The organism is Streptomyces sp. NPDC012769 (assembly GCF_042901205.1).
Taxonomy (GTDB): Bacteria; Actinomycetota; Actinomycetes; order Streptomycetales; family Streptomycetaceae; genus Streptomyces.
On sequence record NZ_JBIBCP010000004.1, the window covers coordinates 363703 to 388439 of the forward strand.

The 24737-nt window shown below is 70.7% G+C and carries 14 protein-coding genes; 8 read left to right on the forward strand and 6 right to left on the reverse strand.

All coding sequences use genetic code 11. The features are described from left to right. The first annotated feature begins 181 nt into the window (after positions 1-181). The 5 genes from ACFY7C_RS22970 (at position 182) to ACFY7C_RS22990 (ending at position 6005) form a co-directional block, all read left to right on the forward strand. Positions 182-3124, forward strand: coding sequence for a nitrate- and nitrite sensing domain-containing protein (locus ACFY7C_RS22970; protein WP_389653677.1), 2943 nt, complete (start codon positions 182-184; stop codon positions 3122-3124). Beyond that, the gene (locus tag ACFY7C_RS22975; protein WP_389653680.1) at positions 3121-3612 is read left to right on the forward strand and encodes a roadblock/LC7 domain-containing protein; all 492 of its coding nucleotides are present in this window, start codon (positions 3121-3123) and stop codon (positions 3610-3612) included. Before ACFY7C_RS22970 ends, ACFY7C_RS22975 begins: the two co-directional genes overlap by 4 nt. After that, positions 3609-4025 (forward strand): DUF742 domain-containing protein, encoded by a 417-nt coding sequence (locus tag ACFY7C_RS22980; protein WP_389653683.1) that lies wholly within the window; start codon positions 3609-3611, stop codon positions 4023-4025. The genes ACFY7C_RS22975 and ACFY7C_RS22980 overlap by 4 nt, the downstream gene beginning before the upstream one ends. Continuing rightward, positions 4006-4671, forward strand: a complete 666-nt coding sequence (locus ACFY7C_RS22985) for an ATP/GTP-binding protein (protein ID WP_389653686.1) — start codon at positions 4006-4008, stop codon at positions 4669-4671. The genes ACFY7C_RS22980 and ACFY7C_RS22985 overlap by 20 nt, the downstream gene beginning before the upstream one ends. Positions 4672-4760: 89 nt before the next feature. Then, positions 4761-6005, forward strand: coding sequence for a styrene monooxygenase/indole monooxygenase family protein (locus ACFY7C_RS22990; RefSeq protein WP_389653689.1), 1245 nt, complete (start codon positions 4761-4763; stop codon positions 6003-6005). Here ACFY7C_RS22990 and ACFY7C_RS22995 read toward each other — a convergent pair. The 4 genes from ACFY7C_RS22995 to ACFY7C_RS23010 form a co-directional block, all read right to left on the reverse strand. Next, complete coding sequence (locus ACFY7C_RS22995) at positions 5969-7120, reverse strand: NlpC/P60 family protein (protein ID WP_389653692.1); 1152 nt, start codon at positions 7118-7120, stop codon at positions 5969-5971. The two genes, ACFY7C_RS22990 and ACFY7C_RS22995, sit on opposite strands and share 37 nt — an antisense overlap. Positions 7121-7207: 87 nt before the next feature. Beyond that, on the reverse strand, positions 7208-7504 hold the full coding sequence (locus ACFY7C_RS23000; protein ID WP_389653695.1) for a hypothetical protein: 297 nt from the start codon (positions 7502-7504) through the stop codon (positions 7208-7210). A 25-nt stretch (positions 7505-7529) separates the two neighbouring features. Then, positions 7530-8252, reverse strand: a complete 723-nt coding sequence (locus tag ACFY7C_RS23005; RefSeq protein WP_389653698.1) for a TetR/AcrR family transcriptional regulator — start codon at positions 8250-8252, stop codon at positions 7530-7532. Between the two features lie 165 nt (positions 8253-8417). Next, positions 8418-9353, reverse strand: coding sequence for a diiron oxygenase (locus tag ACFY7C_RS23010; RefSeq protein ID WP_389653701.1), 936 nt, complete (start codon positions 9351-9353; stop codon positions 8418-8420). 232 nt (positions 9354-9585) lie between these two features. Here ACFY7C_RS23010 and ACFY7C_RS23015 point away from each other — a divergent pair, with 232 nt between their 5' ends. After that, positions 9586-10704, forward strand: coding sequence for a ferritin-like domain-containing protein (locus ACFY7C_RS23015; RefSeq protein ID WP_389653704.1), 1119 nt, complete (start codon positions 9586-9588; stop codon positions 10702-10704). A gap of 93 nt (positions 10705-10797) precedes the next feature. Here the strand turns inward: ACFY7C_RS23015 and ACFY7C_RS23020 are convergent, their stop codons facing one another. Further along, entirely contained in the window at positions 10798-13734 is a 2937-nt protein-coding gene (locus ACFY7C_RS23020; RefSeq protein ID WP_389654471.1) for a hypothetical protein, read from the reverse strand. A gap of 838 nt (positions 13735-14572) precedes the next feature. Between ACFY7C_RS23020 and ACFY7C_RS23025 the strand changes: the two genes are divergently transcribed. Both ACFY7C_RS23025 and ACFY7C_RS23030 read left to right on the forward strand, forming a co-directional pair. Continuing rightward, the gene (locus tag ACFY7C_RS23025) at positions 14573-22585 is read left to right on the forward strand and encodes a ricin-type beta-trefoil lectin domain protein (RefSeq protein ID WP_389653706.1); all 8013 of its coding nucleotides are present in this window, start codon (positions 14573-14575) and stop codon (positions 22583-22585) included. Then, on the forward strand, positions 22582-23145 hold the full coding sequence (locus tag ACFY7C_RS23030) for a hypothetical protein (RefSeq protein WP_389653708.1): 564 nt from the start codon (positions 22582-22584) through the stop codon (positions 23143-23145). The genes ACFY7C_RS23025 and ACFY7C_RS23030 overlap by 4 nt, the downstream gene beginning before the upstream one ends. Before the next feature lie 102 nt (positions 23146-23247). Here the strand turns inward: ACFY7C_RS23030 and ACFY7C_RS23035 are convergent, their stop codons facing one another. After that, complete coding sequence (locus tag ACFY7C_RS23035) at positions 23248-24729, reverse strand: penicillin-binding transpeptidase domain-containing protein (RefSeq protein WP_389653711.1); 1482 nt, start codon at positions 24727-24729, stop codon at positions 23248-23250. Between the last annotated feature and the right edge of the window lie 8 nt (positions 24730-24737).

Genomic DNA, 24737 nt, shown 5'->3' on the forward strand with positions numbered 1-24737 from the left:
GCGAGAGTTGTTCGCCAACTCATGAGTGTTGTTCACTCGTTCGGGTGGCGGAGCGGCCGATGCGAGTCCCCTGACCAGAACCGCTGAAATGGTCGGAAGACACACCAGGGGTGGGGGCTCTTACATGTGACCGGTCGTCACCTCTGCTTCATGGCGGGACGAGTCAAGGATGCGAGCACCGGTGCAGAAGAAGCGGCCTGGGAGCAACAACGGCGCGCGGAGCCAGACCCCCGGTGACCCGCAGACCCCCGGCGTGCCCGCGGAGCCCCCTGCCACCGGCCGGACCAAGCGGGTCCGCAGCCGGCTCGTCGCGGGAGTCGCCCTGGTCGGCGTGACCGTCCTCGCCGCCGGCGCCCCGGCGATCCTCACCGCCTCCGGCGACCTCGACGAGACCGTGCGCCTCGTCTCCCTCGCCGAACTCGACCGCCAGGCCGTCACCCTCGCCCACTCCCTGTCCGACGAGCGCGACGAGGTCGTCGCGTACATCGCCGCGGGCCGCGACGACCAGCCCGGCGAGCGGTCCGGCAGCGGCTCGGAAGGCTCCGGGAGCGGCAGCGGAAACGGGTCGGGGGACCGGAAGAAGCGCCAGGTCACCAGCGTCCGGTCCGCCCGCGTCGACCGCCAGATCGACGAGATCCGCGACGCCGCCCCCGCCGACCTGCGCCGCGAGCTCGCCGCCGTGCCCTCCCTGCGCCGCACCGCCCTCACCGGCAAGGGCAGCGCCCTGGAGGCCCACCGGGCCTACACGGAGGTCATCGCCAAGCTCCAGGACCTCGCCGACCGGCTCGCCGAGCAGACCCCGGCCCGCGCCGCCGAAGGCGTCCGGGCCCCGGCCGCCCTCGGCCGCGCCACCGAGCAGGCCTCCGCCGAGCGCGGCCTCCTCCTCGCCGCCCTCGCCGTCCCCCGGCCCGAGTCCACCGGCAGCACCCGCTACGACCCGACCACCGGCACCTACGTCACCGCCGAGCCCGACGGCGCCGAGGAGGCCGAGCGGGCCAGGAACGCGCTCGCCGCCGCCGCCCAGCAGGCCCGGGTCCGCGAACTCGCCGCCCTCGCCGACTTCGACCAGGCCGCCGGCGACTCCGCCCGCGACTCCCTGGCCGCCACCGTCACCGGACCCGACGTCAAGAGCGCCGAGCGCTACCTGGCCCGGCTCACCGACCGGCCCGAACTCTCCGAGTCCGAGCTGGACACCGACCCCGCCAAGCTCGACGCCGCGCTCTCCGCCCGCATCGAGCAGATGCGGGGCGTCGAGTCCGCCCTCGCCGCCGAGCGCGCCGAGCGGTTCGCCGAGCTCCGCCAGGACGACATCACCGCGCTCGAACTGCGCATCGCGCTCCTCGGCGGCTGCCTGCTCGTCGCCGTCGGCATCTCCACCTACGTGGCCCGCAGCCTCACCCGGCCGCTCGCCGTGGTCCGCATCGGCGCCGCCCGGCTCGCGGCCGCGCCCGAGCCGCACGCCGAGGAAGCAGTCCGTTTCACCGGCCGCAACGACGAGTTCGCCCAGGTCGTACGGTCCCTCAACACCCTTCAGGGCCGGCTCGCCGACCTCGCCGCGCGGGCCGAGCAGCTCGACGGCGAGCGCGCCGACCTGGCCGAGGCCCGGGACGCCCTCGCCGCGGAGCTCGCCGCCCAGCGCGCCGAACTCCAGGGCCAGAGCGCCCGGCTCACCGCCGAGCTCGAACGGCTCCGCGGCACCGTCCGGCACACCTTCGTCAACCTCTCGCTGCGCAGCCTCGGGCTCGTCGAGCGCCAGCTCGGCGTCATCGAGAAGCTGGAGGAGCGCGAGCAGGACCCCGACCGGCTCGCCACCCTCTTCAAGCTCGACCACATGGCGACTGTCATGCGCCGCCACAGCGAGAACCTCCTCGTCCTCGCCGGCCACGAGCACCACCACGGCCACCCCGGCCCGGTCCCGCTCGTCGACGTGCTGCGCGCCGCCGTCAGCGAGATCGAGCGGTACGAGCGAGTCAGCATCCAGTCGCTGCCGCCGCACGCCCAGGTCGCCGGGTTCGCCGCGGACGACCTGAGCCACCTGGTCGCGGAACTCCTGGAGAACGCCACCTCCTTCTCGCCGCCCGACTCCCACGTCCAGCTCTCCGCCTGGCTCCTGGAGTCCGGCGAGGTCATGCTCTCGGTCCAGGACGGCGGCATCGGCATCGCCCCCGCCCGGCTCGCCGAGCTCAACGCCCGCCTGGCCGACCCCGACATCACCGACACCGAGGGCGAGGGTCTCGGCATCCGCGTCACGGCGCTGCTCGCCGCGCGGCACGGTGTGCGGGTGGAGCTGCGCGAGCAGAAGCAGGGCGGCGTGGCGGCCGTCGTGGTCCTGCCGCTGCCGCTGCTGCCCACCACCCCGCCGGCCGCCGCGGTCCCCCCGACCGTCACGGTCCCGGGCGTGACCCCGGCCCCCGTCCTCAACCTCCCCGGCTCCGCCGCCGAGGCCAACTCCAACACGCTGCCCTCGCGCCACCGCGACCCGCTGGTGGAGGCCGCCGAACGCGCCATCGCGGAGGCGGACCAGGCGCAGGAGCCGGAGCCGGCCCGGGAGCCGGCTGAGGACCGGGCGCAGGAGCCGGACCGGGACCGGGACCAGGCCCACGCCCAGGAGCCGGCCCAGGACCAGGACCAGGAGCCGGCCCAGGACGAGGCCCCCGAGCCGGAAGCGGACCCGGCGCCGGACCAGGACCCCGCGTCGGAAGCGGACCCCGCGCGGGACCAGGACCCCGCGCCCGCCCGCGAGTCCGTCGCCGAGACCACCCTGCAGGTGCGCCTTCCCGACCCGCCGGCCGAGCCGGAGGCCCACGACCGGGCCGCCGAGGAGCCGCTGGGCGCGCCCGAGGCCGACGCCGCCGGGCCCCGTCCCGGCCAGTGGGAGCGGGTCACCGACAAGGGACTGCCCAAGCGGACGCCGCGGATAGTGCGACAGGCCGCCACCCCCGCCGCGCCCATACGCAGCGGCGGCGTGGACGCCGAGGCGCTGCGCAAGCGGCTCGGCGGCTTCCAGCGAGGAGCAGAGGACGGCCGCCGCGACGTGGCCGCCGAGATCCGCGCCGCACGGACCGCACGGCCCGATGGGAACACGGAGAAGACGGGGGACACAGTCGAGGAGGCACGCAGTTGACTGCGACCGGAACATTCGGACTGAGCAGCGAGGCCCGCAACCTGCAATGGCTGCTGGGCAACCTGGTCGAGGAGGTGCCGGGCGTCCGCTCCGTCGCCGTCGTCTCCTCCGACGGGCTGCTCCTGCTGTCGTCGGACCCGGACGTCCAGACCGGGGCGCCCGCGGCCGACCGGACCGCCGGCCCCCGTGGCTCCAGCGCCGACCTCGCCACCATCGTCTCGGGCATCGGCAGCCTCACCGTGGGCGCCGCCCGGCTGATGGACGGCGGCGGGGTCAAGCAGACCATGGTCGCGATGGAGGAGGGCAGCGTCTTCGTCATGTCGATCAGCGACGGCTCGCTGCTCGGCGTGCACGCCGCGCCCGACTGCGACATGAGCGTCATCGCGTACCACATGGCGCTCTTCGTCGGCCGCGCCGGACACGTCCTGACGCCCGAACTCCGCAGCGAGCTGGCCAAGTCGGCCTCGTCCGCGGAGGGTGCCCAGTGACCGCCGCCGCCGCCCATGCCCACCGGCTGCCGATACGGGGGGAGGGGCGCCGCCCCTCCCGGGTCCGCCCCTACTCCCTCACCGGCGGCCGCACCCGCTTCGGCCACGTCCTCCTCGTCGAGACCTTCGTGGCCGCGCTCGAGGCCGGACCCGGCCGCAAGGTCCTGACCGACGGCGGGCCCGCCGCGCGCGGACTGATGCCGGAGATGCGGGCCATCGTCGAGGTCTGCCGCCGGATGCGGACGGTCGCGGAGATCTCGGCGCTCCTGAAGATGCCGTTGGGTGTCGTCCGGGTGCTGCTCAGCGACCTGGCCGACCAGGGAAAGATCCGTGTGTACGGGACCGGTCACGCCACCGGCCAGCCCGACCGCGCGCTGCTCGAAAGGGTGCTGAGTGGACTCCGCCGTCTCTGAAACGCCGGTGATCGCCGGAATCCCCGCCCAGCCCGAGGCTCCGGAGCCGGTCCCCGACCCCGAAGAGGGCGCCCAGGACTGGCAGCTGGACCACACCCGCGCCCCGATCGCGACCAAGGTCGTCGTCGCGGGCGGCTTCGGCGTCGGCAAGACCACCTTCGTCCGCGCGGTCTCGGAGATCACCCCGCTCCAGACCGAGGCGCTGATGACCCGGGCCAGTGAGGAGACCGACGACCTCACCGCCACGCCCGACAAGCTGACCACGACCGTCGCGATGGACTTCGGCCGGATCACGCTCGACGACGACCTGGTGCTGTACGTCTTCGGGACGCCGGGGCAGCAGCGGTTCTGGTTCATGTGGGACGACCTGGTGCGCGGCGCGATCGGCGCGGTCGTGATGGCCGACACGCGCCGGCTGACCGACTGCTTCCCCGCGCTCGACTACTTCGAGAGCTGCGGCCTGCCGTACATCGTGGCCGTCAACCACTTCGAGGGCACCGAGCGCTTCGAGGTGCCGGACGTCCGGGAGGCCCTGACCGTCCCGCCGCACGTGCCGGTCCTGATCATGGACGCGCGCAAGCGGTACAGCGTGGTGGAGACGCTGCTCGCCATGGTCGAGCACGCCCTCGAGGCCACGCCCGAGTAGTCCCCTCGCCGAGCACCCCGCCTCACCCGGGCGCCCCCCGGCACCCTCCCCAGCACACCCTCCCCCCGAGCACACCCCCAAGGTCACCCATGCGGAAGATACTCATAGTCGGCGCCGGTCAGTCCGGCCTCCAGCTCGCCCTCGGACTGCAGTCGAAGGGCTACGAAGTCACCCTGATGTCCAACCGCACGGCGGACGAGATCCGCTCCGGGCGGGTCATGTCCACCCAGTGCATGTTCGACACCGCGCTCCAGCACGAGCGCGACCTGGGCCTCAACTTCTGGGAGTCCCAGGCCCCGCGGATCGAGGGCCTCGGCGTGTCCGTCGCCGGCCCGGAGTCGGCCCGGGTGATCGACTGGGTGGGGAAGCTCGACGGCTACGCGCAGTCCGTCGACCAGCGGGTGAAGATGGCCGGCTGGATGGAGACCTTCGCGCAGCGCGGCGGCCAGCTCGTCATCCACGGCGCGGCCGTCGGCGACCTGGACTACTTCTCCCGCGGCTACGACCTGGTGCTCGTCGCGGCCGGCAAGGGCGAGCTGGTCTCCATGTTCGGCCGGGACGCGGCCCGCTCCCCGTACGACGCGCCGCAGCGCGCGCTGGCCGTCGCCTACGTGCACGGCCTGGGCCCGCGCCCGGAGCACCCGGACTTCGACGCGGTGCGGTGCAACCTGGTGCCGGGCGTCGGCGAGCTGTTCGTGATGCCGACCCTCACCACCTCCGGCCGCGCCGACATCCTCTTCTGGGAGGGCATCCCCGGCGGCCCGCTGGACGTCTTCCAGGGCGTCAAGGACCCGGCCGACCACCTGGCGCTCACCCTGGAGCTGATGGAGCGGTTCACGCCCTGGGAGTACGCCCGCGCCACCAAGGTCGAACTGACCGACGCCGGCGGCACCCTCGCCGGCCGCTACGCCCCCACCGTCCGCAAGCCGATCGGCCGGCTCCCGTCCGGCGGCCTGGTCCTCGGCGTCGCCGACGTGGTCGTGGCCAACGACCCGATCACCGGCCAGGGCTCCAACTCGGCCGCCAAGTGCGCCGCCGCGTACCTCGCCGCGATCGTGGAGCACGGCGACCGTCCCTTCGACGAGACGTGGATGCAGGCCACCTTCGACCGCTACTGGGACACCGCCCAGCACGTCACCAAGTGGACCAACGCGATGCTGGGCGTCCCGCCGGAGCACGTCCTGAACCTCATCGGGGCGGCCGGGCAGCTCCAGCCGGTCGCCGACCGCTTCGCGAACGGCTTCAACGACCCGGCCGACTTCGAGAACTTCTTCTACGAGCCGGACAGGACCGCCGCCTACCTGGCCTCGGTCGCCCCCGCCGCCGGAGCCTGAGACCCGTCGAACCCCTCGTCCGTGCCGTCCGTGGCCCCCTCCGGGAGCTCGGGCGGCACGAAGGTCTTCAGGGGCTCTCCGGCCGGGTCGGGGCGGACCGCGCCCAGGAGGGGGTTGGCGGCGAGCGGGGAGACCTTGATCCGGGCGCCGGGGCGGGGGGCGTGGACGACGAGGCCGTCGCCGAGGTAGAGCGCGACATGGGTGGCGTCGGGGAAGTAGACGACCAGGTCGCCGGGGCGCAGCCGGGTGAGGGGCACGCGGGGGAGGGTCTCCCACTGTTCCTGGCTGGTGCGGGGCACGGTGCGGCCGGCGGCGGCCCAGGCCTCCTGGGTGAGGCCGGAGCAGTCGTACGTGTCGGGGCCCTCGGCGCCCCACTCGTACGGCTTGCCGATCTGGCGCACCGCGAAGCGCAGGGCCTCGGCGCCGCCGGCCGAGGGCGTGCGGGCACCGTCGAGGGCGCCGGAGCCGAGGAGCTGGCTCTGGGCGCCGGCCGTCTGGGTCTTCTCGAGGGAGTTCAGCCGGGCGAGCTGGTCGGCGGAGAGCGAGGCGAGCAGCCGCTCGACCTCGCGGAGCTTCGCCTGGGCCGTCTCCTTGTGCTTCTTCCGGTCGGCGAGGAGGGCCTGCCGGCGCTCCAGGGCCTTGCGCGAGGCCGTCGCCAGCGCGTCGGCCTTCTTCTCCGCTGCCTGGAGGCGGGCGACCACCCCGGCCCGCTCGCGGGCCGCGCGGGCCAGCAGACGGCCCTGGTCCAGGGCGCGCTGGGGGTCGGGGGCGAGCAGCAGGCCCAGATACGGGGAGAGTTCGGAGCGGCCCTGGTACTGCCGGCGTGCGAGGCGGCCGGCCTCGTCCCGGCCGCGGGCCAGCGCCCGCCGCGCGGCGGTCAGTTCGGCCGTGGCCTTGCGGGTCTCGGCCGTCTGTCTCGTGAGTGCCTCGCCGGCCGCGGTGTAGGCCTGACCGGCTCGTTCGGAGTCCTGGTAGAGCGTGCGGAGCCGGGTGAGCAGTCCGCCGACGGAGCTGTCGCCCTCGTCGGGCGGGGCGGCCGTGGCCGCGGTGCCGGCCAGGGTCGTCGTCACGGCCAGCACCGCCGTACAGACCGTGCGCAGCAGTCGTCCGGGCACGTGCACGTCACCACCTCCAGGGGATAGGGGGATGATGACGCGATCGATCGTGTGATGAAGTGATGATCGGGCGGGTGTTTCGCCCCGTCACTCCTTCGGAGCAGTGGGACCAGGGGAGGGGTTCGGCTTGGACCACGGCCACTTCAGCTCCCGCCGCTCCCGCCCCTCCGGCGCGTACACGTACACCCAGCCCCGCTGCAGCCCGAGCCGCCTGGTGTAGCCGGCCGGCTCGCGGCGGTAGGCGTGGACGGTCGCGGGGTGCCCGTCATGGGCCGGGACCGGCACCTCGTACCACTTGGGCGGGTGACCGGTCGGGCCGACCAGGACCGGCAGCTCCCGGCCGTCGAGGGGGCCGCCGCGGAAGGGGGTGTTCTCGCTCTTCACCCCACCAGTGTCCCCTCCGCGCCGCTCACAGGAGGTGCGCGGCCTCGCTCACCACCGGGATCACGTTCCTGGCGAGGGTGCCGACGGGCCCCGTCGCCGTCTCCTGGGCGAGCAGCCGCGCCACCACCTCGCCCGTCTCCGGGTCGCTCGCGGCCGTCGCGGCGAGCAGTGCGACCAGGTGGTCGACCAGCCAGTCCCGCAGCTCGGCGGCCGGCGGCCGCTTGCCCTCGTCGACCCAGATGAGCGACGCCGCCTCCACCGCCGCGATCCACGTCCGCACCATCATCCCAAGCCGCGGCCCGGGCCGCTCCACCCCCAGGTGGAAGAGGATCTGCTCTGCCGCGGCCCGCCGGACCTCGTCGACGATCGCCGTCGTCCGCGAGGTCTCGGCGACGCTCCCGCCGCGCAGCAGCGCGGCGAACCCGGCGTCGTGCTGGTCCACGAAGGCCAGATAGCGGTCCAGGACCCGGGCCAGGCGCTCCGTCGGCGGCCCCTCGGGCGGCTCGGCGAAGCAGTGCTCCAGGGCGTCGGCGGAGGAGCGCAGCGCCGCCTCGTACAGCTGCTGCTTCCCGCCGGGGAAGTAGCGGTAGACGAGCGGGCGCGAGACGCCCGCCGCCTCGGCGACGTCGTCGAGCGAGACGTCCTCCGGCGGCCGGTGCGCGAAGAGCGACTGGGCCGCGTCGAGCAGCTGGAGCCGCCGCTCCTCGACGCTGAGCCGGCGGTACGCGGGCGAGGCGGCACTGGTCATGCCCCGCAGCGTATCCCCGGACGGGGCGTGTCAGACCGACAACGACGGACGTGCGGGGTCAAGGTGCCCGGGCCGGGCCCAGCCGGTCGGGCGCCGGCCTCCGGCCGAGCCGCCTCGCGCGGGGGCCTCCGTCCGCCCGGCCCCGAGCGCCCCGCCCCGCCCCGTTCAGGCCAGCAGCCCCGACGACTTCCACAGCCGCCGCCCCGCGCCCCGCAGCACGCCGATGTCGTCGAGGAAGTCCGTGAGCCGCTTCGCGCCGGACTGCATCACCTCCCGCCGGTGGCCGCTCGCCCGGACCTGGGCGACGGCCTCGCGGCGGTCGAGGCCGACGTTGTCGTACACCGCCGGGTTGACGAAGCAGGTGGAGAAGACCCGCGCGGCCTCGCCGCAGCTGAGGCGGGTGAACTCCTGCTCCCAGCGGGGGGCGGTGATCATCTGGCGGCGCAGTTCCTCCCGTGCGTAGCGCACATGGCGGGCCTCCTCGACGACGTGGATGCGGGTGACGCCGCGGACCAGGGTCTGGACGCGCTCGTCCGGGAAGGTCAGGCGCTGCATCCAGTCCAGGATCTCCTCGCCGAGGAGGGTCGCGGCGAAGGATCCGGGGGTGGTGGAGACGGTCTTCAGGAGGCGGCCGAGGTTGTGGTAGATCCGAGGGACCGGGTACGCGGGGGCGCCGCCGCGCGTGATGAGCCGGGCGAACATCATCGAGTGCCGGCACTCGTCCGCGATCTCGGTGAGGGCGTAGCGCACGTGGTTGCTGGTGAGCGACTTGTCGTAGATGTGCCGGACCAGCAGCTGCATCAGGATGATCTCGAACCATATGCCGAGGGAGGCGAGCGAGGCGGCCTCGTGGCGGGAGAGGTCGATCCGCTGCTCCTCGGACATCCTCCGCCACAGCGGGGTGTCGTAGAGGGAGACCAGCTCCGGCGGCCAGAACCACTTGCCGTCCTCGAAGGGACTGTCCCAGTCGAGCTCGGTCTCGGGGTCGAAGGAATGCCTGAGGGAGGACTCCAGGAGCCGCTCGGCGACCTGCTCGCGGTCGCGCAGCGGACCCAGGGCGTCCCGGAGGCGGGAGAAGTCGGGCTCGGTGAGACTGGCCATGGCGGGAGGCACCTCGCTGGGGGATGGCGGACGGCTGCTCGTGCGGGCTCCTGAGGCCGCCGGCGGTGCGGGCTCCTGGGGTCGGTCGGCGGTGCGGACCCCTGGGGCCGGCCGGCGGGCCGGTACTTATAAGACTCCCCGTCAGTAATGTCGTCAATCCCTCGGCCTCGACTTGTTGACCCTGCGTCTACCACCGTGTGAGCCTGCTGGAAGCCGTAGGAAGGAGCCGTCAGTGTCGACGCACGACCTCTATGCGCAGGCCCCGAAGGAGCCCGTCTGGCAGGTGCCGGCCACCGGCGCCGCCCGCTTCAACTGGTCCTACGACATGGCAGACGACGGGCGTGACCGACTCCTCGCCCTCTACCAGAAGGGCAAGGACAAGCAGTGGGACGGGGCCACCCGTATCGACTGGGACCTGGAGGTCGACCCGTACGACCCCCTCGGCACGCCCGACGAGGCCATGTCCCTGTACGGCACCCGGCACTGGGACCGGCTCACCGACAAGGACAAGGGTGAGCTGCGCCGGCACTACGCCTCCTGGCAGTTCAGCCAGTTCCTGCACGGCGAGCAGGGCGCGATGATCTGCGCCGCCCGGATCGTCGAGTCCGTGCCCGACATGGACGCCAAGTTCTACTCGGCGACCCAGGTCATGGACGAGGCCCGGCACGCCGAGATCTACGCCCGCTTCCTGCACGAGAAGATAGGCACCCTCTACCCGATCAACGACAACCTGCAGAGCCTGCTCGGCGACACGCTGCGCGACTCCCGCTGGGACATGCCCTACCTCGGCATGCAGGTGCTCATCGAGGGCCTCGCGCTCGCCGCCTTCGGCATGATCCGGGACACCACCAAGAAGCCGCTGCCCCAGCAGATCCTGGCGTACGTGATGCAGGACGAGGCCCGGCACGTGGCCTTCGGGCGGATGGCGCTGCGCGACTACTACAAGCAGCTCACCGACGCCGAACTGCGCGAGCGCGAGGAGTTCGTCATCGAGGGCTGCTATCTGATGCGCGACCGGCTGCGCGGGGTCGAGGTCCTGGAGAACTTCGGCATCCCGAAGAAGGAGGCGGAGGCGCTCAGCGAGCAGAGCGAGTTCCTGCACCTCTTCCGCAAGCTGCTCTTCAGCCGGATCGTGCCCTGCGTCAAGGACATCGGCCTGTGGGGCGAGCGCCTCCAGAAGGCCTATGTCGACATGGGCGTCTTCGACCTCGGCGACTCCAACCTGGACCTGCTGATGACCCAGGACGAGGAGATCGCCGAGGCCCTGGACCGCGAGCGGTTCGCGGCGGAGGAGCGGGAGCGGGTGGCGGAGGTGGCGGAGGCCATCGCGGAGGGCGAGGCGGCCTCGTAGACCCGCCTGGAAAGGCCGGAAAAGGGGCGAGCCCCGGCCGCCTGCTGCGAGGCAGGCGACCGGGGCTCGGTGTTCGTCAGGGGATGGCCGGGATCAGCCGAACGCCTTGACGGTCTTCCAGTCGACGGACAGGACCGTCTTGACGTAGGCGTTGGTGTTGGTGGTGGACGGGTGGTACAGCCTCATGTTGCCGGTGGCGCCGTCACGGGCCCAGATGTCGGGCACGCCGTCCTTGTTGACGTCCGGGATGCCGATCGCGGCCGTGACGTTGGTCCCGGTCCAGTTGGTGCCGAACTGAACGTCACCGTTGGCCGAGTTGGCCGCGAGCTTGATCGACTCCAGGTCGACGCTGCCGGCGACCGCACCGGGCTTGCCGTGGCGGACGTACATGTTGCCGTTCTCCACGTTGCGCCACAGCAGGTCGGGCGTGTTGTCCTTGTTCATGTCCGCGATGTTGACGATGTCGCGGGCGGTGCTGGCCCAGGCCGAGCCCTCCATGAGGGTGGCGGTCTGGAAGCTGGCGCCGGTGTAGCCGGACAGGATCCAGAACGCGGTGCCCGCGCGGATGGCGAGGTCGGCGTGCTTGTCACCCGTGATGTCGCCGATCGCCTTCATCTGCGTCCACGTCGACGGCGCGGGCGCGTTGGAAGGCAGGCGGATCTTGATGCGGTGGTCGACGTTGAACGTGCCGTAGCCGTCGCCCGGGTAGAGCCAGAACTGCTTGTCCGGGGTGACCGCGAACATGTCGGTCGACCCGTCGCCCGGGTAGACGTCGTTGTAGTGCGCGATCAGTGACGGCGTGCCGGCGGTGTTGATCCAGTGGTTCGCCGGGTCGACCTTCTTGCCGGCGGTGACGTAGGACGCCGCCAGGCAGTTGTAGAGCTCGCCACCGGTGCCGGGGAGGGTCGGGTCGGCGGGCGCACCCGTGCAGTTCTTCAGCCTGCCGTCCGCGTAGAGGACGAGCAGGTCGGGGATGTTGTCGCCGCCCGTGTCCATCGGGCCGTCGGCGGTGTCGCGCGGCGGCAGGTAGAAGCTGTAGTCGCCGCGGATGCTCTGGTTGCCGTTGACGTCGTAGGCGTAGACGGTGATCGTGACCGGGCCGGCGTGCGGCGGCGTGACGTTGGTGATGGTCACCTTGCCGTTGACCGGGGTCGGCGCGTCGACGTAGCCGTTGCCCTCGAAGGCGTAGCGGAACTTCGAGGCACCGGAGGCGGTGAAGGTGAAGTCACCGGGCTTGCCGAAGTTCACCTTCGCCCAGGTCGCACCGTCGTTGGTGGCCTCGGTGAACACCGTGCTGGTGATGTCGGGCTGCGGCGGGGCGGTCGGGTCGATGGTGAGGTGGCACGGGTAGTCGCCGTTGGGGAAGAAGGTCGACGTGGACTTCGGGTCCGGGTAGGTGGCGTCCTCGGAGCGCACGTCCCACTTGAAGAGCGTGTTCGTCTCGAGGTCCTTCAGCAGCGGGTCGGTGGCGTCGATGACCATCTGGCCGTACCCGGTGGAGGAGCTGATGGTGGCGACGTACTCCTTCTTGGTGGTGGAGCCGTCCTTCCAGAAGCGGAATCGCAGCTTCGGAATCTCGCTGTCCGGGTCGGTGGCCTTGGCCTTCAGCGTGATGGTCGTACGGCCGATCAGCATGCTGTTCGTCGGGCCCGGGACGCAGGCGCCGCCCGGGGACGAGATGCCGGCGGTCGGCTGGTTCGGCGGACGGTTGAACACGCCCTCGATGCGGGCACCGGTCGCGGCGAACTTGCGCCACGTGAGGGTGTCGGTCTCGGTCGTGGCCCGCATGCCGAGGGTGATGGTGCTCCAGCCCTTGTCCGCGGCCTCCTGGGCCGCGGAGGTGACGGTGAAGTACTCCCACTCGTCGGGGCAGCCCGTCGAGGACCAGCCGTGCGCGAAGGACTTCTTGTGCAGGGACCGCGACCAGGCCGGCTGGGCGTTCCACGTCGTGCCGGTGGAGATGCCACCCGTCAGCCAGAACTCCATCTGGCGCTCGGTGCAGGAGTAGGAGTGGTTGTTGTAGATCTTGAAGGTGGCCCAGTCGAACTTCGCACCGGCGTAGGCGGTGTCGAACTTCATCCGCCAGAAGGAGCGGGCGAGGCCACCGGTGTCCTTCTCGTAGCCGACGCGGGCGTCGGAGGTGCCGGAGGAGAAGTTCGTGCCGTTCCAGAAGCTGGAGTTCGGGTACTTCTTGTACGCCACCGTCCACCCCGCCCACGAGCTGTTGAGCGGCGGGTCGATGAACACCGGGTACGTGGTGTCCTTGGCCGTGAGCAGCCCCGTGGCCGCCACGTTCAGGCCGAGCACCGCGGTGCCGGTGCCCTCACCGTCGAGGGTGACGGGAAGCTGGTCCGACTTGGCGCCCGGCTCGATGCCGGTCAGGCCGGAGAGCTTGAGCACGTCGGCCGTCGAGGCCGTGGACGTGCGCTGCGGGGTGCCCTGGGGCAGCTCGGGGTCGCGGCCGGCCGAGTCCCAGGCGAAGGGGGTCGGGATGCTGCCGACCTCCTGGCCGCGCTTGTCGACGACCTGGATGCGATTCGCCTTCGCGTCCTGGCGGAAGACGGCCGTCTTCGAGCGCAGGCCGTACGAGACGGTCGCGAGGTCCTTGTTCTCGGCGGCCTGCCTGTCCTTGACGATGAGGAGCTGGCCGAAGCCGCCGTCCGTGCGCACGATCAGCAGCAGGTCGACGCCGGGGAAGACCTCCGGGTAGAGGGCGCGCGGGCCGTCGAGCACCGGCTCGGGCAGGGTGCCCGGCCAGGTGTAGGCGATGGTGTGGCCGTCCAGGTCGATCTCGGCGAGAACGGTCTCGCCGGTCAGCGGCGCGCGGACGTACGAACGGTCGGCGCGCTCCACGGACCGGCTCCCACCCGCGAAACGCACCGGTACGGCGGCGTTGACGGGGCGGATGGCAAGGGCCCCTGCGCCCGCCGTCCGGCGCAGCGTGGTGTCGATCGGCGCCCACTTGCCCTGCGCGTTCTTCGCGCGCTGCGGCATGACGTCGATCTGGGTGCGCATCTTGCCGTTGGGCATCGCCCACAGCAACCGGGTCTGGGTGGTCGCCGTGTCGACGAGCACCTGCTTCCCGGTCCGCCTGGCCTCGGCCGCGGCGGCGGCCTCGTCACGCGGACCGGTCGACGCCTGGGTGGCGTCGGTGGGTCGGGGCCCTTGGGCCGTGGTGGAGTCGCTCGGCTGCCACCAGGGCAGCAGAGCAGCGGTGAGTGCGGCCAGAACGAGGCCGAGGGTGAGGGTCAGCCGTGTGCGCGTGCGCACGAATGGGCTGAGAAGACGAGGCGGCGGCGCGGACACGGCGGTCTACTCCCGTGAAGACGGATGGTGGACAGCACAGATGGCCCCGACGGACAGACCGCGGGGCATAAGGCGCGCACACGATCACACGGCGGGCATGCTGCGTCCATATCTGAAGACTTTATGAAGACGTTATGGGGGCGTGTGACAGAATCTGTGACTCCGTCAGGACGTGGCTATTCAGCTGTTTTGGCGGAGCGTTAGATTCCAGATGCCTGATCTGCCCGGTGTGAGGCAAAGGTCGACAGGGTCGCGCTCTGCAGGCAAATGGGGCGTGATCAATCTCATCTTCATGCCCTGGCGCTCCCGGGAACCGATCTTGTAAATGGGGCGGACATGACAGAGAGTGCGCACGCACGCGCCTGAAACAGGCGCGTGCTTTTGGTGTTTCCGCACCTCATCCCCGTTGTCTTGTTCGTCTGGGTGGGAGTCGACGCGTATGCGTGCTTCAGGTCCACTGTCATGGCTCGGGCGGGATCGCCTAGCCATGACAGAGTCACAACGACGGCGCCGTCGGCGAAGCCGCGCGGCGATCGTCCTATTGCTGTCATCGACATTGACGGTGACGAGCCTGGGCGGGCAAGCCCTGGCCGTCCCCGGCGACGGGATGAGCCGTGAGGAGACGACCTCCCAGGTCGACCTCCCGGACATCCCGCAGAGCACCACCCTGCCGGAGGACAAGGAGGCTCCGAAGGAGCTGACCACGGCGGACGAGAAGCCGATCACGCCGTACGCGCCGGTCGCCACGGACCCGTGGGCGGCGGACGCAGGCAAGGCGGACCCGGCGACGGCCCCGGCGGGAACCACGGTCCAGGTCGTGAACCCGACGACCTCGACCCTCCTGCCGGTCGGTGTCGGTGTGCCGGCGGGCCAGGACCCGGCGAAGATCGCCGGTGACTGGCAGGTCGCCGTCAAGGCGACCACCACGTCCGAGGACACCGGCGTGCCCGGCATGATCATGGAGATCGTGCCCCCGGCGACGGCCGACCCGGCGGCCCAGGTGCTCGTCGACGTCGACACCACCGCCTTCGAGGACCGCTACGGCCAGCTGGCCGCCGAGCGCTTCGGCCTCGTCCTGCTGCCGAGCTGTGTCATCGACTCCCCGGAGACCGGCGACTGTGCGCCCGACACCGGCGTCGAGACCATGGCCGGCGAGAACGAGCCGGACCTCGAGGTCGAGCGGCTGCGCAGCACCGTCAAGGAGGTGCCGGCGGCCAAGACCAAGCTGAAGGGCACGTCCGGCAAGACCAAGAACGCCTCGGTCCGCCAGATCCTCTCCGGCACGATCCCGGTCGCGAACCTGCTGCCCGACGAGGACACCTCCAAGGTCTCGGGCGCCTCCGCGCGCAAGGCCGCCTTCTCGGAGAACGTGGGCGCCAACGGCCGCCAGGTCGTCGGCGCGATGGACACCGGCGCCTCGGCGTCCGGTGACTTCACGGCCTCGCCGCTGCTGTCCTCCGGCTCCTGGGCCGCGGGCTCGTCCAACGGCGCCTTCACCTACTCGTACCAGGTGCAGGTCCCGGAGACCGCCGGCGGTCTGATGCCGAAGGTCGCCCTGTCGTACAACTCGCAGTCGGTCGACGGCCGCACCTCGGCGTCGAACAACCAGGCCTCCTGGATCGGTGACGGCTGGGACTACAACCCGGGTTCCATCACCCGGACGTACAACAACTGCCGCCAGGACTCCAAGCGGGCCGGTGCGAACAACACCGACCACAAGACCGCGGACCTGTGCTGGGGCTCGGAGAACGCCACCCTCTCGCTGGGCGGCATGACCACCGAGCTGGTGTGGGACAAGGACAAGGGCCCGCTCGGCACCGACGGCAAGCCCGTCGGCCAGTGGTTCACCGCCAACGGTGACGGCTCGAAGATCGAGCGCATCAAGGACACGTCCAAGGACCCCCGCTCGGGCCTGAAGGACGCCGACGGCGAGTACTGGGTCGTCACCACCAAGGACGGCACCCGCTACCACTTCGGTCTGAACAAGCTCCCGGGCTGGTCGGACAACGGTGACCAGGCGGACGACCCGTACACCGACTCCGTCCTCGCGGTGCCGGTCTACGGCAACCACCCGGGCGAGCCCTGCTACGCGGGCACGGGAACCGCCAACTGGAAGAACTCCTCCTGCCTCCAGGCCTGGCGCTGGAACCTCGACTACGTCGAGGACATCCACGGCAACGCCATGTCCCTCTGGCACGCGCGCGAGCAGAACTACTACGCGAAGAACTTCTACTTCAAGGGCCCGGTCAAGTACCACCGCGGCAGCTACCTGAAGCACATCTACTACGGCCAGCGCAAGGACTCGATCTTCTCCGCGGAGGCCCCGGCGCGCATCGGCTTCACCGTCGCCGAGCGCTGCTTCCCCGAGGCGGGCCTGACCTGCACGGACGCCAACGACACGGTCGACCACTTCACGGACAAGGACCCGGGCAAGTACCGCATCTGGTACGACACCCCGGCCGACCTGAACTGCAAGGCCGTCACCTCGACCTACACCCGCAAGTGCTGGAACGCCGGTCCGACCTTCTGGACCCGCAAGCGCCTGGACAAGATCACCACCTCCACGCAGCGTCTCACCAGCACCACCGCGCGTCAGGTCGTCGACGAGTACCAGCTCAAGCAGAGCTTCCCGGTCCTGCGGACCGGCGCCAACACGGCCCTGTGGCTGGAGTCGATCCAGCGCACCGGCTTCGGCCGCAACGGCTCCACCGACGCCTCGGTGAAGCTGAACGCGGTGCGGTTCGTTTCGAACTCCGACGACATGCCGAACCGCGTCTACCGCGGCAACCCGGCGACCGACCCGCGGCCCGGCTTCTCGCGTCTGCGCATCGCCCGTGTCGTCAACGAGTACGGCGGCGAGACGGCCGTCACCTACAAGCCCCGCACGCCCGAGTGCCTCGACAGCACCAACCTGCCGGGCAAGACCGAGACCGCCGCGCTGAAGTCCAACAACCGGCTCTGCTATCCGGTGTACTGGCACCCGGACGCCGAGGTCGAGGACATCGACTGGTTCAACAAGTACGTGGTCGACACGATCGAGGAGCTGCCGAACGTTCCCGGCTCGTACTCGACGCTGACGGCGTACGACTACAAGAACGCCGGCTGGAAGCTGGCCGAGGCCGAGTTCTCGAAGAAGTCGACCCGGACCTACTCCCAGTTCGCCGGCTTCGAGCAGACCACGGTCACCACCGGCGAGCGCAAGGCCACCGCCGACAGCGGCGAGGGCACCAACCCCGCCGAGGACGTCCCCGGCGCCGAGGGTCCGAAGACCAAGGCCGTCACCCGCTTCTACCGCGGCATGGGCGACACCGTCCCCGTGAAGGACGTCCACGGCAACGCGATCACGTACAACGGCCAGCCCGTGTACGACCGCGAGGCCTTCGCCGGCCGCATCCTCGAAGAGCTGTCCTACTCCAACGCGACGGATGCGGACACCAACTGGCTGACCCGCAGCCTCACGATCCCGCAGGCGACCGAGCTGGCTCGCCGCGACCTCGGCGACGGCCTGAGCCCGCTGCAGGCGTGGCGTGTCACCGAGCCCGAGGAGATCGCGTACACGAAGTCGTCGGGTACGGGTGACGACAAGCGGACGCTGCGGACGGTCAAGACCAACACGACCTTCGAGTCGACGTACGGTCTGCCGACGCTGGTGGAGTCGCTGGGCGACACCGGCGACGCCAAGGACGACAACTGCACCAAGCTCGAGTACCTGCACAACACGGCCAAGAACCTCATCGGCTTGACGAAGCAGGTCCTGGTCTCACCGACCTCGTGTGCGAACGCCAACTGGGCCGACAAGACGACGCTCAGCGCCGGTACGCGTACGGCCTATGACAACCAGCCGTTCGACGAGAACCAGACGTCGCTCACTGCCACCACCCGCGCTCTGGCCAGCGAGACGTGGTCGCTGAACGGCACGGGCACCGGTTGGCAGACCGGTGGCACGGTGAACTTCGACGCCATCGGCCGGGTCATCAAGCAGACCGACCCGGACGGCAAGGCGTCCACGCTCACCTTCGATCCGCCCACCGGTCAGGTGTTCAAGGTCATCGAGACCAACCCGCTGGGCCACGCGCAGACCCAGGAGCTGGAGCCGGGCCGCGCGGTCACGCTGAAGACGACCGACGCCAACGGTCACGTCAGCACGGCGAAGTACGACCCCCTGGGCCGTCTCTCCGAGGCATGGGCCCCGGGCCGCACCACTGGTGTGCCGGACTTCCGCGCCGAGTACACCATCCCGCAGCCGGTTCCCGACACGAACGACCCCGACGGTGGCGAGACCCGTTTGCCCCCGTTCGTCACCACCTACTCGCGAGGCTACGAGGACCGGGTCGAGAAGTCCGTCACCATCTACGACGGCCTGGGTCGTGAGCGGCAGACGCAGGAGGAGGCGGACGGCGGCGGCCGACTCATCACCGACACCCTGTACAACAGCGCCGGTGAGGTCTACCAGACCAACAACGCCTATCTGAACCAGGACGCCCCGAGCGGCGACCTGTTCACCCCGCTGGCGGACACCACCGTCCCGAACATCACCCGCTACAAGTACGACGGCCTCGGCCGCGTGCTGGAGGAGATGCCGGTCCTCAAGGTCAAGCTCCCGGGCACGACCGAGGCCATCTCCCGAGAGGTCCCGGAGAAGGCGACCCGCTACGAGTACGGCCCCGACTGGTCGAAGGTCGTGCACCCGCAGGGGAACTCCTCCTACCGGGTCTACACCGACGCGCTGGGACGTACCGTCCGCACGGACACCATCAACCCGGTCACCAACGACTACACCTCGACGAGCTACGAGTACGACGACCGCGGTCAGCTGACCAAGGCGACGAGCTCGGCCGACCCGACCCACCCGTGGTCGTGGACCTTCGACAAGCGCGGTCGGATGGAAACCGCGACGGACCCGGACACGGGCACCACGCGGACCACGTACGACCACCGCGACCGGATCCTCACCACCACCGACGCGCGCAACGTCACGGTCTGGAACGGCTACGACGAGCTGTCCCGGCCCAAGCAGCAGCGTCTCGGCAGCTCCACGGGCAGTGTGCTCGCCGAGTTCGCCTATGACACCGTCGCCGGCGGCAAGGGCATGCCCGCCTCCGCCACCCGCTACACCGACGGCCTGGCGTACACGCAGAAGGTCAACGGTTACACGAGCGACTACCAGCCGACCTCGACGACGCTGTCGCTGCCCTCTTCGGTGGCCAGCACTTGGGGGCTGCTGCCGGAGTACCAGTACGACTACAAGTACTCCGACAACGGCATGCTGGACGAGGCGACTCTGCCGAAGGCCGGAAAGTTCGATTCCGAGAAGCTGGTCATCCGTTACAACAAGGACGGCAATCCGGTCTCGATCTCCGGCAAGGACTGGTACGGCTCGGAGACGGTCTACTCGCCGTACGGCCAGGTCATGCGCTCGACCATGGGCGCGCTGCCGTACCGCGTGTGGACGCAGAACTCGTACGACGAGTCCACCGGTGAGATGCAGAAGCAGATGGTCTACCGGGAGCAGACCGGTGCCGGTCTGGTCGCGGGCAACCTGGTCTCCAGCCGCTCGTACACCTACGACCCCTCCGGCAACGTCACGGGCATCCATGAGGAGGCCACCGGGATCGAGGAGCGGCAGTGCTTCGCCTATGACCCGCTGGGTCAGCTGAAGGAGGCCTGGACCTCGAAGGACCAGACCGCCTGCACCACCCCGAAGAACACCGACGGCACCCTGAACGTCACCGCCGGCCCGGACAACGCCGGTTACTGGCACCAGTACGACTACGACCTGCTGGGCAACCGCAAGCAGCTGGTCGAGAAGGACCTGTCGGGCAACACCGCCAAGGACGCGATCACCACGTACGAGTACGGTGTGGGCGCGTCGAAGAGCCAGCCGCACACGCTGACCAAGGTGTCGAAGACCTTCACCACCCCCGCGGGTGCGCAGGTCAAGGCCGAGGCCGAGCGGCTGTACGAGCTGACCGGTCAGACCAAGTCCGTCACGTCGCTCGACAACGGCGACAAGCAGACGCTGACCTGGACGGCGGACGGCAAGGTCGACCGGATCACCGGCGCCGGTAACGACGGCAAGAGCCCGTACGTGGGCCTGGCCGACAAGTGCCTCGACCTCAAGAGCGGGCTCGCGATCGCCGCGCAGCCGCTCCAGCTGTACGGCTGCAACACGTCCGTGGCCCAGAGCTGGAAGTTCACCCCCAAGCCGCCTTCCGTGGGCGGGACCCAGCCCGACCCCAACCTGGGCACCCTGTCCGTCTACGCCGACTGGTGCGTCCAGCCGGCGGCCAACACGGCCGGTTCCGCGGTCCAGCTGCAGAAGTGCAACGGCACCGCCGCGCAGGAGCTGAAGCGGAACACTGCCGGTCAGCTCATCCACCCCGCGTCGGGCGGACTGTGCCTGGCGGTCCAGGGCGCCAACTCGGCAAACTCCACGCCGATCGTCCTGGCCACGTGTGACGGAACCTCCGCCGCCCAGCTGTGGGCGCCGCAGAACGACACCCGTTACATCTACGGCCCCGGCGGCGAGCGCCTGATGACGGTCAAGGGCAAGACCGCCACGCTGCACCTGGGTGACACCGAGGTCACCGTCCAGCCGGGTGGTGTCCTGGTGAACAGCCAGCGCACCTACGCCACCCCGGGCGGTTCGGTCCTGCGCTACGCCTACGGCACAGGAGGCGACCAGCTGGTCGCCCTGACCACCGACCACCAGGGGTCCACCTACGCCGAGGTCGCCATGAGCGGCACGATGGCGGTGCGGATCCGCAAGCAGGACCCCTTCGGCAATCAGCGCGGTGCCAGCACGGCCGGTGTCAACATGCAGGCGCACACCGGGTTCCTGAACAAGACCCGGGACGACTCCTCCGGCTACACGCTGCTGGGCGCCCGACTGTACGACCCGGTGGTCGGACGCTTCCTGTCTGCCGACCCACAGATGGATCTGAACGATCCGCTTCAGGCCAACGGGTACGTCTACGCCCACAACAACCCGGTCACGTACGCGGACCCGACGGGTGAGGCGATCACCCTGACCGCTTCCGAGCGGGCCGCGGCCCTCGCGGGCGCGGGTCTGTCCGCGGCGCAGGTCGCGCAGGCGCAGGCGATGCAGGGCAAGTCCCTCTCCTCGGTCATCCTGGCGATCGCCTGGGAGACGCTGAAGGACTTCATCGGCATCAACGACGCCATGGCGTGCTTCGGCGGCGACATGTGGTCCTGCGCCAGCATCATCGTCGACGCAATCCCGTGGACGAAGCTCGGCAAGATCCCGTCGGTCATCAAGGCGGTCAACCGCACCATCGAGGCCGTCAAGGCGTTCAAGGCGGCCAAGAAGGCGGCCGAGGCGGTTCTGAAGGCCGCGAAGGCGGCGGAAGCGGCGGCCTTGAGAGCCAAGAAGGCCGCCATCGAGAAGGCCAAGAAGGAGGCGGCACAGAGAGCCAAGAAGAAGGCGGCCGAGGCCGCCAAGCGCAAGGCCGAGGCGGCGGCAGCCGCGAAGAAGAAGACCGGTAACCCGGTCCAGAAGCAGTCCCAGAGCAAGGCCGCACCCAAGTCCTCCTCGCAGAGTGCAGGCGGCAAGGGCGGCGGTGGCAAGGGCGGTGGCAAGCCCGGAGGCAGCTCCGGCGGTTCCTCGCGCAGCAACGGTGGTTCCAGCGGCAGCGGTGGCTCCGGCAAGTCCGGCTGCAACAGCTTCGCGCCCGGCACCCAGGTGCTGATGGCCGACGGCTCCACCAAGCCGATCGAGAAGGTCAAGACCGGCGACAAGGTCGTAACGACCGACCCGAGGAGCGGGGAGACCCGCGTCGAGACGGTCACGGCGGAGATCAAGGGCCAGGGTCTCAAGCACCTGGTCAAGATCACCGTCGACACCGACGGCGCCAAGGGTTCGAAGACGGCCCAGGTCACCGCGACTGACGGCCACCCCTTCTGGGTCCCCGAGCTGCACGCCTGGGTGAAGGCCACCGACCTGCAGTCCGGTCAGTGGCTGCAGACCAGTGCCGGTACGCGGGTCCAGATCACCGCCATCAAGCGCTGGACCGCCCAGGCGGCGACCGTTCACAACCTGACGGTCTCCGAGGTCCACACGTACTACGTGATGGCCGCGGGCACCTCGCTGCTCAACCACAACCAGTCCTCCTGCCAGACCGGTGGAGAGGACGGGCCCACGGAGCGGGACCCGTACTCGGAATCGGAGACCAAGAAGCGCCAGGCCGAGAACGCGTCCAACTGGTCGCAGATCCCGCGTGAGGTTCACGAGACCGTGAACCGCGTGGAGGCCGGTACGCTTCAGCAGCGGGTCAACAACAACGGTCTCGACTGGTACGACGCCCGTCGGACGAACGCCCAGGGCCACATCACCGGCTACAACACCAACAACCCGTGGTACGACGCGACCGTCTACACGGGCGTGAACAACGGCCTGACCCGCATCCTCGTCCGCTCCGACGGCGTGGTCGGGTACGTCCTGGGTCACAATTACAATCAGGTGTTCGAGTACGGGTACGCCGGGCGACTGCCCGGCAGGTGGAATCAGCCACCGCCCGCTTGGTACGCCAGCCATGGAGGTGGCTCACCCCGATGACGTCACTGATCGCGGCCGGCCTGCGGATCGTGGAGGACTGGACCGCGTCCTACGGGCTCGTTCCGCCCACCGTCACCGGCCAGGCGCCGAGCGTCCCGTTCGAGGACGGTCGCGTCGAGGTCATGGTGGACTTCCTCGATCCGCTCCTGCCCGAGAAGGCGAACGCCGACTGGTACCGGCTGTCGGTCGAAGGAGGACTTTTCTCCGAGACCGACCGCAGGTTCCTGATCGCCCTGCACCCCGGCCAGGACCGCCTGGCACGGTGGCACTGCGTCGAGCTGCAGAGCGAGTGGGACATCATGGGCAAGGGTGCTGACGGACTGCTCGGCAGCGCCCCCTACCGCCCCGAGTTCCGCATGCTGTCGCTCGACGGGAACGTGCTGTGCTCGGCGACGACGTGGGAGCACGCGATCAGCACCTCGGTGCTGACGGCGCCGCACCGTTCGCAGGTGCTCCGCCGGTGGGCCGAGGCGCTCACGGACGGCTCCATGGACGACATGGGAGAGCCGGACGACACGCCGCTGAGCGTTGCGTCACGCCGCTGGCTCGACAGCCACTAGCAGTGCGGCCGGGCCGGACACCCAGCCCGGCCGCACCAGGCGCCCTTACCGGAGCCCCGACCGAGACATCGGTCGGGGCTTTCGGCGTAGACGGGCGGATCTTCAGGGATGCCCCCGCCCCTCCTTCTCCAGCCGCAGCGCCTCCTCCATCACCGCCCTCGCGATCGGCGCCGCGCTGCCGCCCCCCGAGATGTCCGTGCGGTTGGCCGCCGCGTCCTCGACCACCACCGCGACCGCGACGGCCGGCTGGGCCGAGTCCTTGGCCTGGGCCCAGGCGATGAACCAGGCGTAGGGGGTGCCCGTGTTGCCCAGGCCGTGCTGGGCGGTGCCGGTCTTGCCGCCGACGCGGGCGCCGGGGATGGCGGCGTTGGTGCCGGTGCCGTCCTGGACCGCGCGGACCATGAGCTCCTGGAGGCGGGTCGCGGTGGAGGGGCGCATGGCCTGGCGGTAGCTGCGGCGGCCGGTGGTGTCGACGGTGGTGCCGCCCGCGGTGGTGGTGCGCTCGATCAGGTGGGGGTGGGCGATCTCGCCGTTGTTGGCGACCGCGGCCGCGACCAGCGCCATCTGGAGCGGGGTGGCCGTCGTGTTGAACTGGCCGATGGAGGAGAGGGCCAGTTGGTCCGGGCTCATGTCGGTGTCGAAGTTGGACCGCGCCACCCAGGACGGGATCCGCAGGCCCGGGTCGTTGAAGCCGAAGTTCCCGGCGGCCTCCACCATCTTCTCCAGCCCGACCTTCACCGACAGGCCGGCCATCACCGTGTTGCAGGACCAGCGGACGGCGTCGGCGAGCGAGGCGTCCGCACAGCCCTTGGCCTCGTTGGGCAGGACCCGGCGGGTGCCGGGCAGCACGAACGGGTCCGGGGTGTCGGTCGGCGCGTCGGGGTCCGTCACCACGCCCGCGTCCAGGGCGGCCGCCGCCGTCACGATCTTGAAGGTGGAGCCCGGCGGGTACGTCTGCCGGAACGCCCGCGCCAGCATCGGCTGGTTCGGTGAGGTGGTCAGTCGCGCCCAGGCGTCCTTCACCTCGCGATCCGTGCCCGACAGCACCCCCGGGTCGTACGACGGTGAGGACACCAGCGCCAGGATCCGGCCGCTGGACGGCTCGATCGCCGCGACCGCGCCCCGCCTTCCGTCCAGGCCCCGGTAGGCGGCCTCCTGCATCCGGGCCCGGATCGTGGTGATCACGTCCCCGCCCGGCTGCCGGCCGCGGCTCAGGTCGTTCCAGAGGGGGAGCGGGGCCAGCATCGGCTCGGTGCCGGACAGGACCGGGTCCTCGGCGTCCTCGAGCAGGGTCGTCCCGTACGTCTGGGAGGCGTAGCCGGTCACCGGCGCGTACAACGGGCCCTGGGTGTACGTGCGTTCCCAGCGCAGCTGCTGGCCGCTGTCGCGGGACCCGGTCACCGGACGGCCGTCCACGACGATCTCGCCGCGCGGCTGGCCCCAGCGCGTGATGGCGATCCGCCGGTTGGCCGGGTTGTCGTCCAGCTCGTCCGCCTCGATGACCATCACCCGGGCCGCGTTGAGCAGCAGCGCCACCAGGAGGACCAGACACAGGGCGGCGGCCCGCCGGATGTAGCGGATCACGGTGCCTG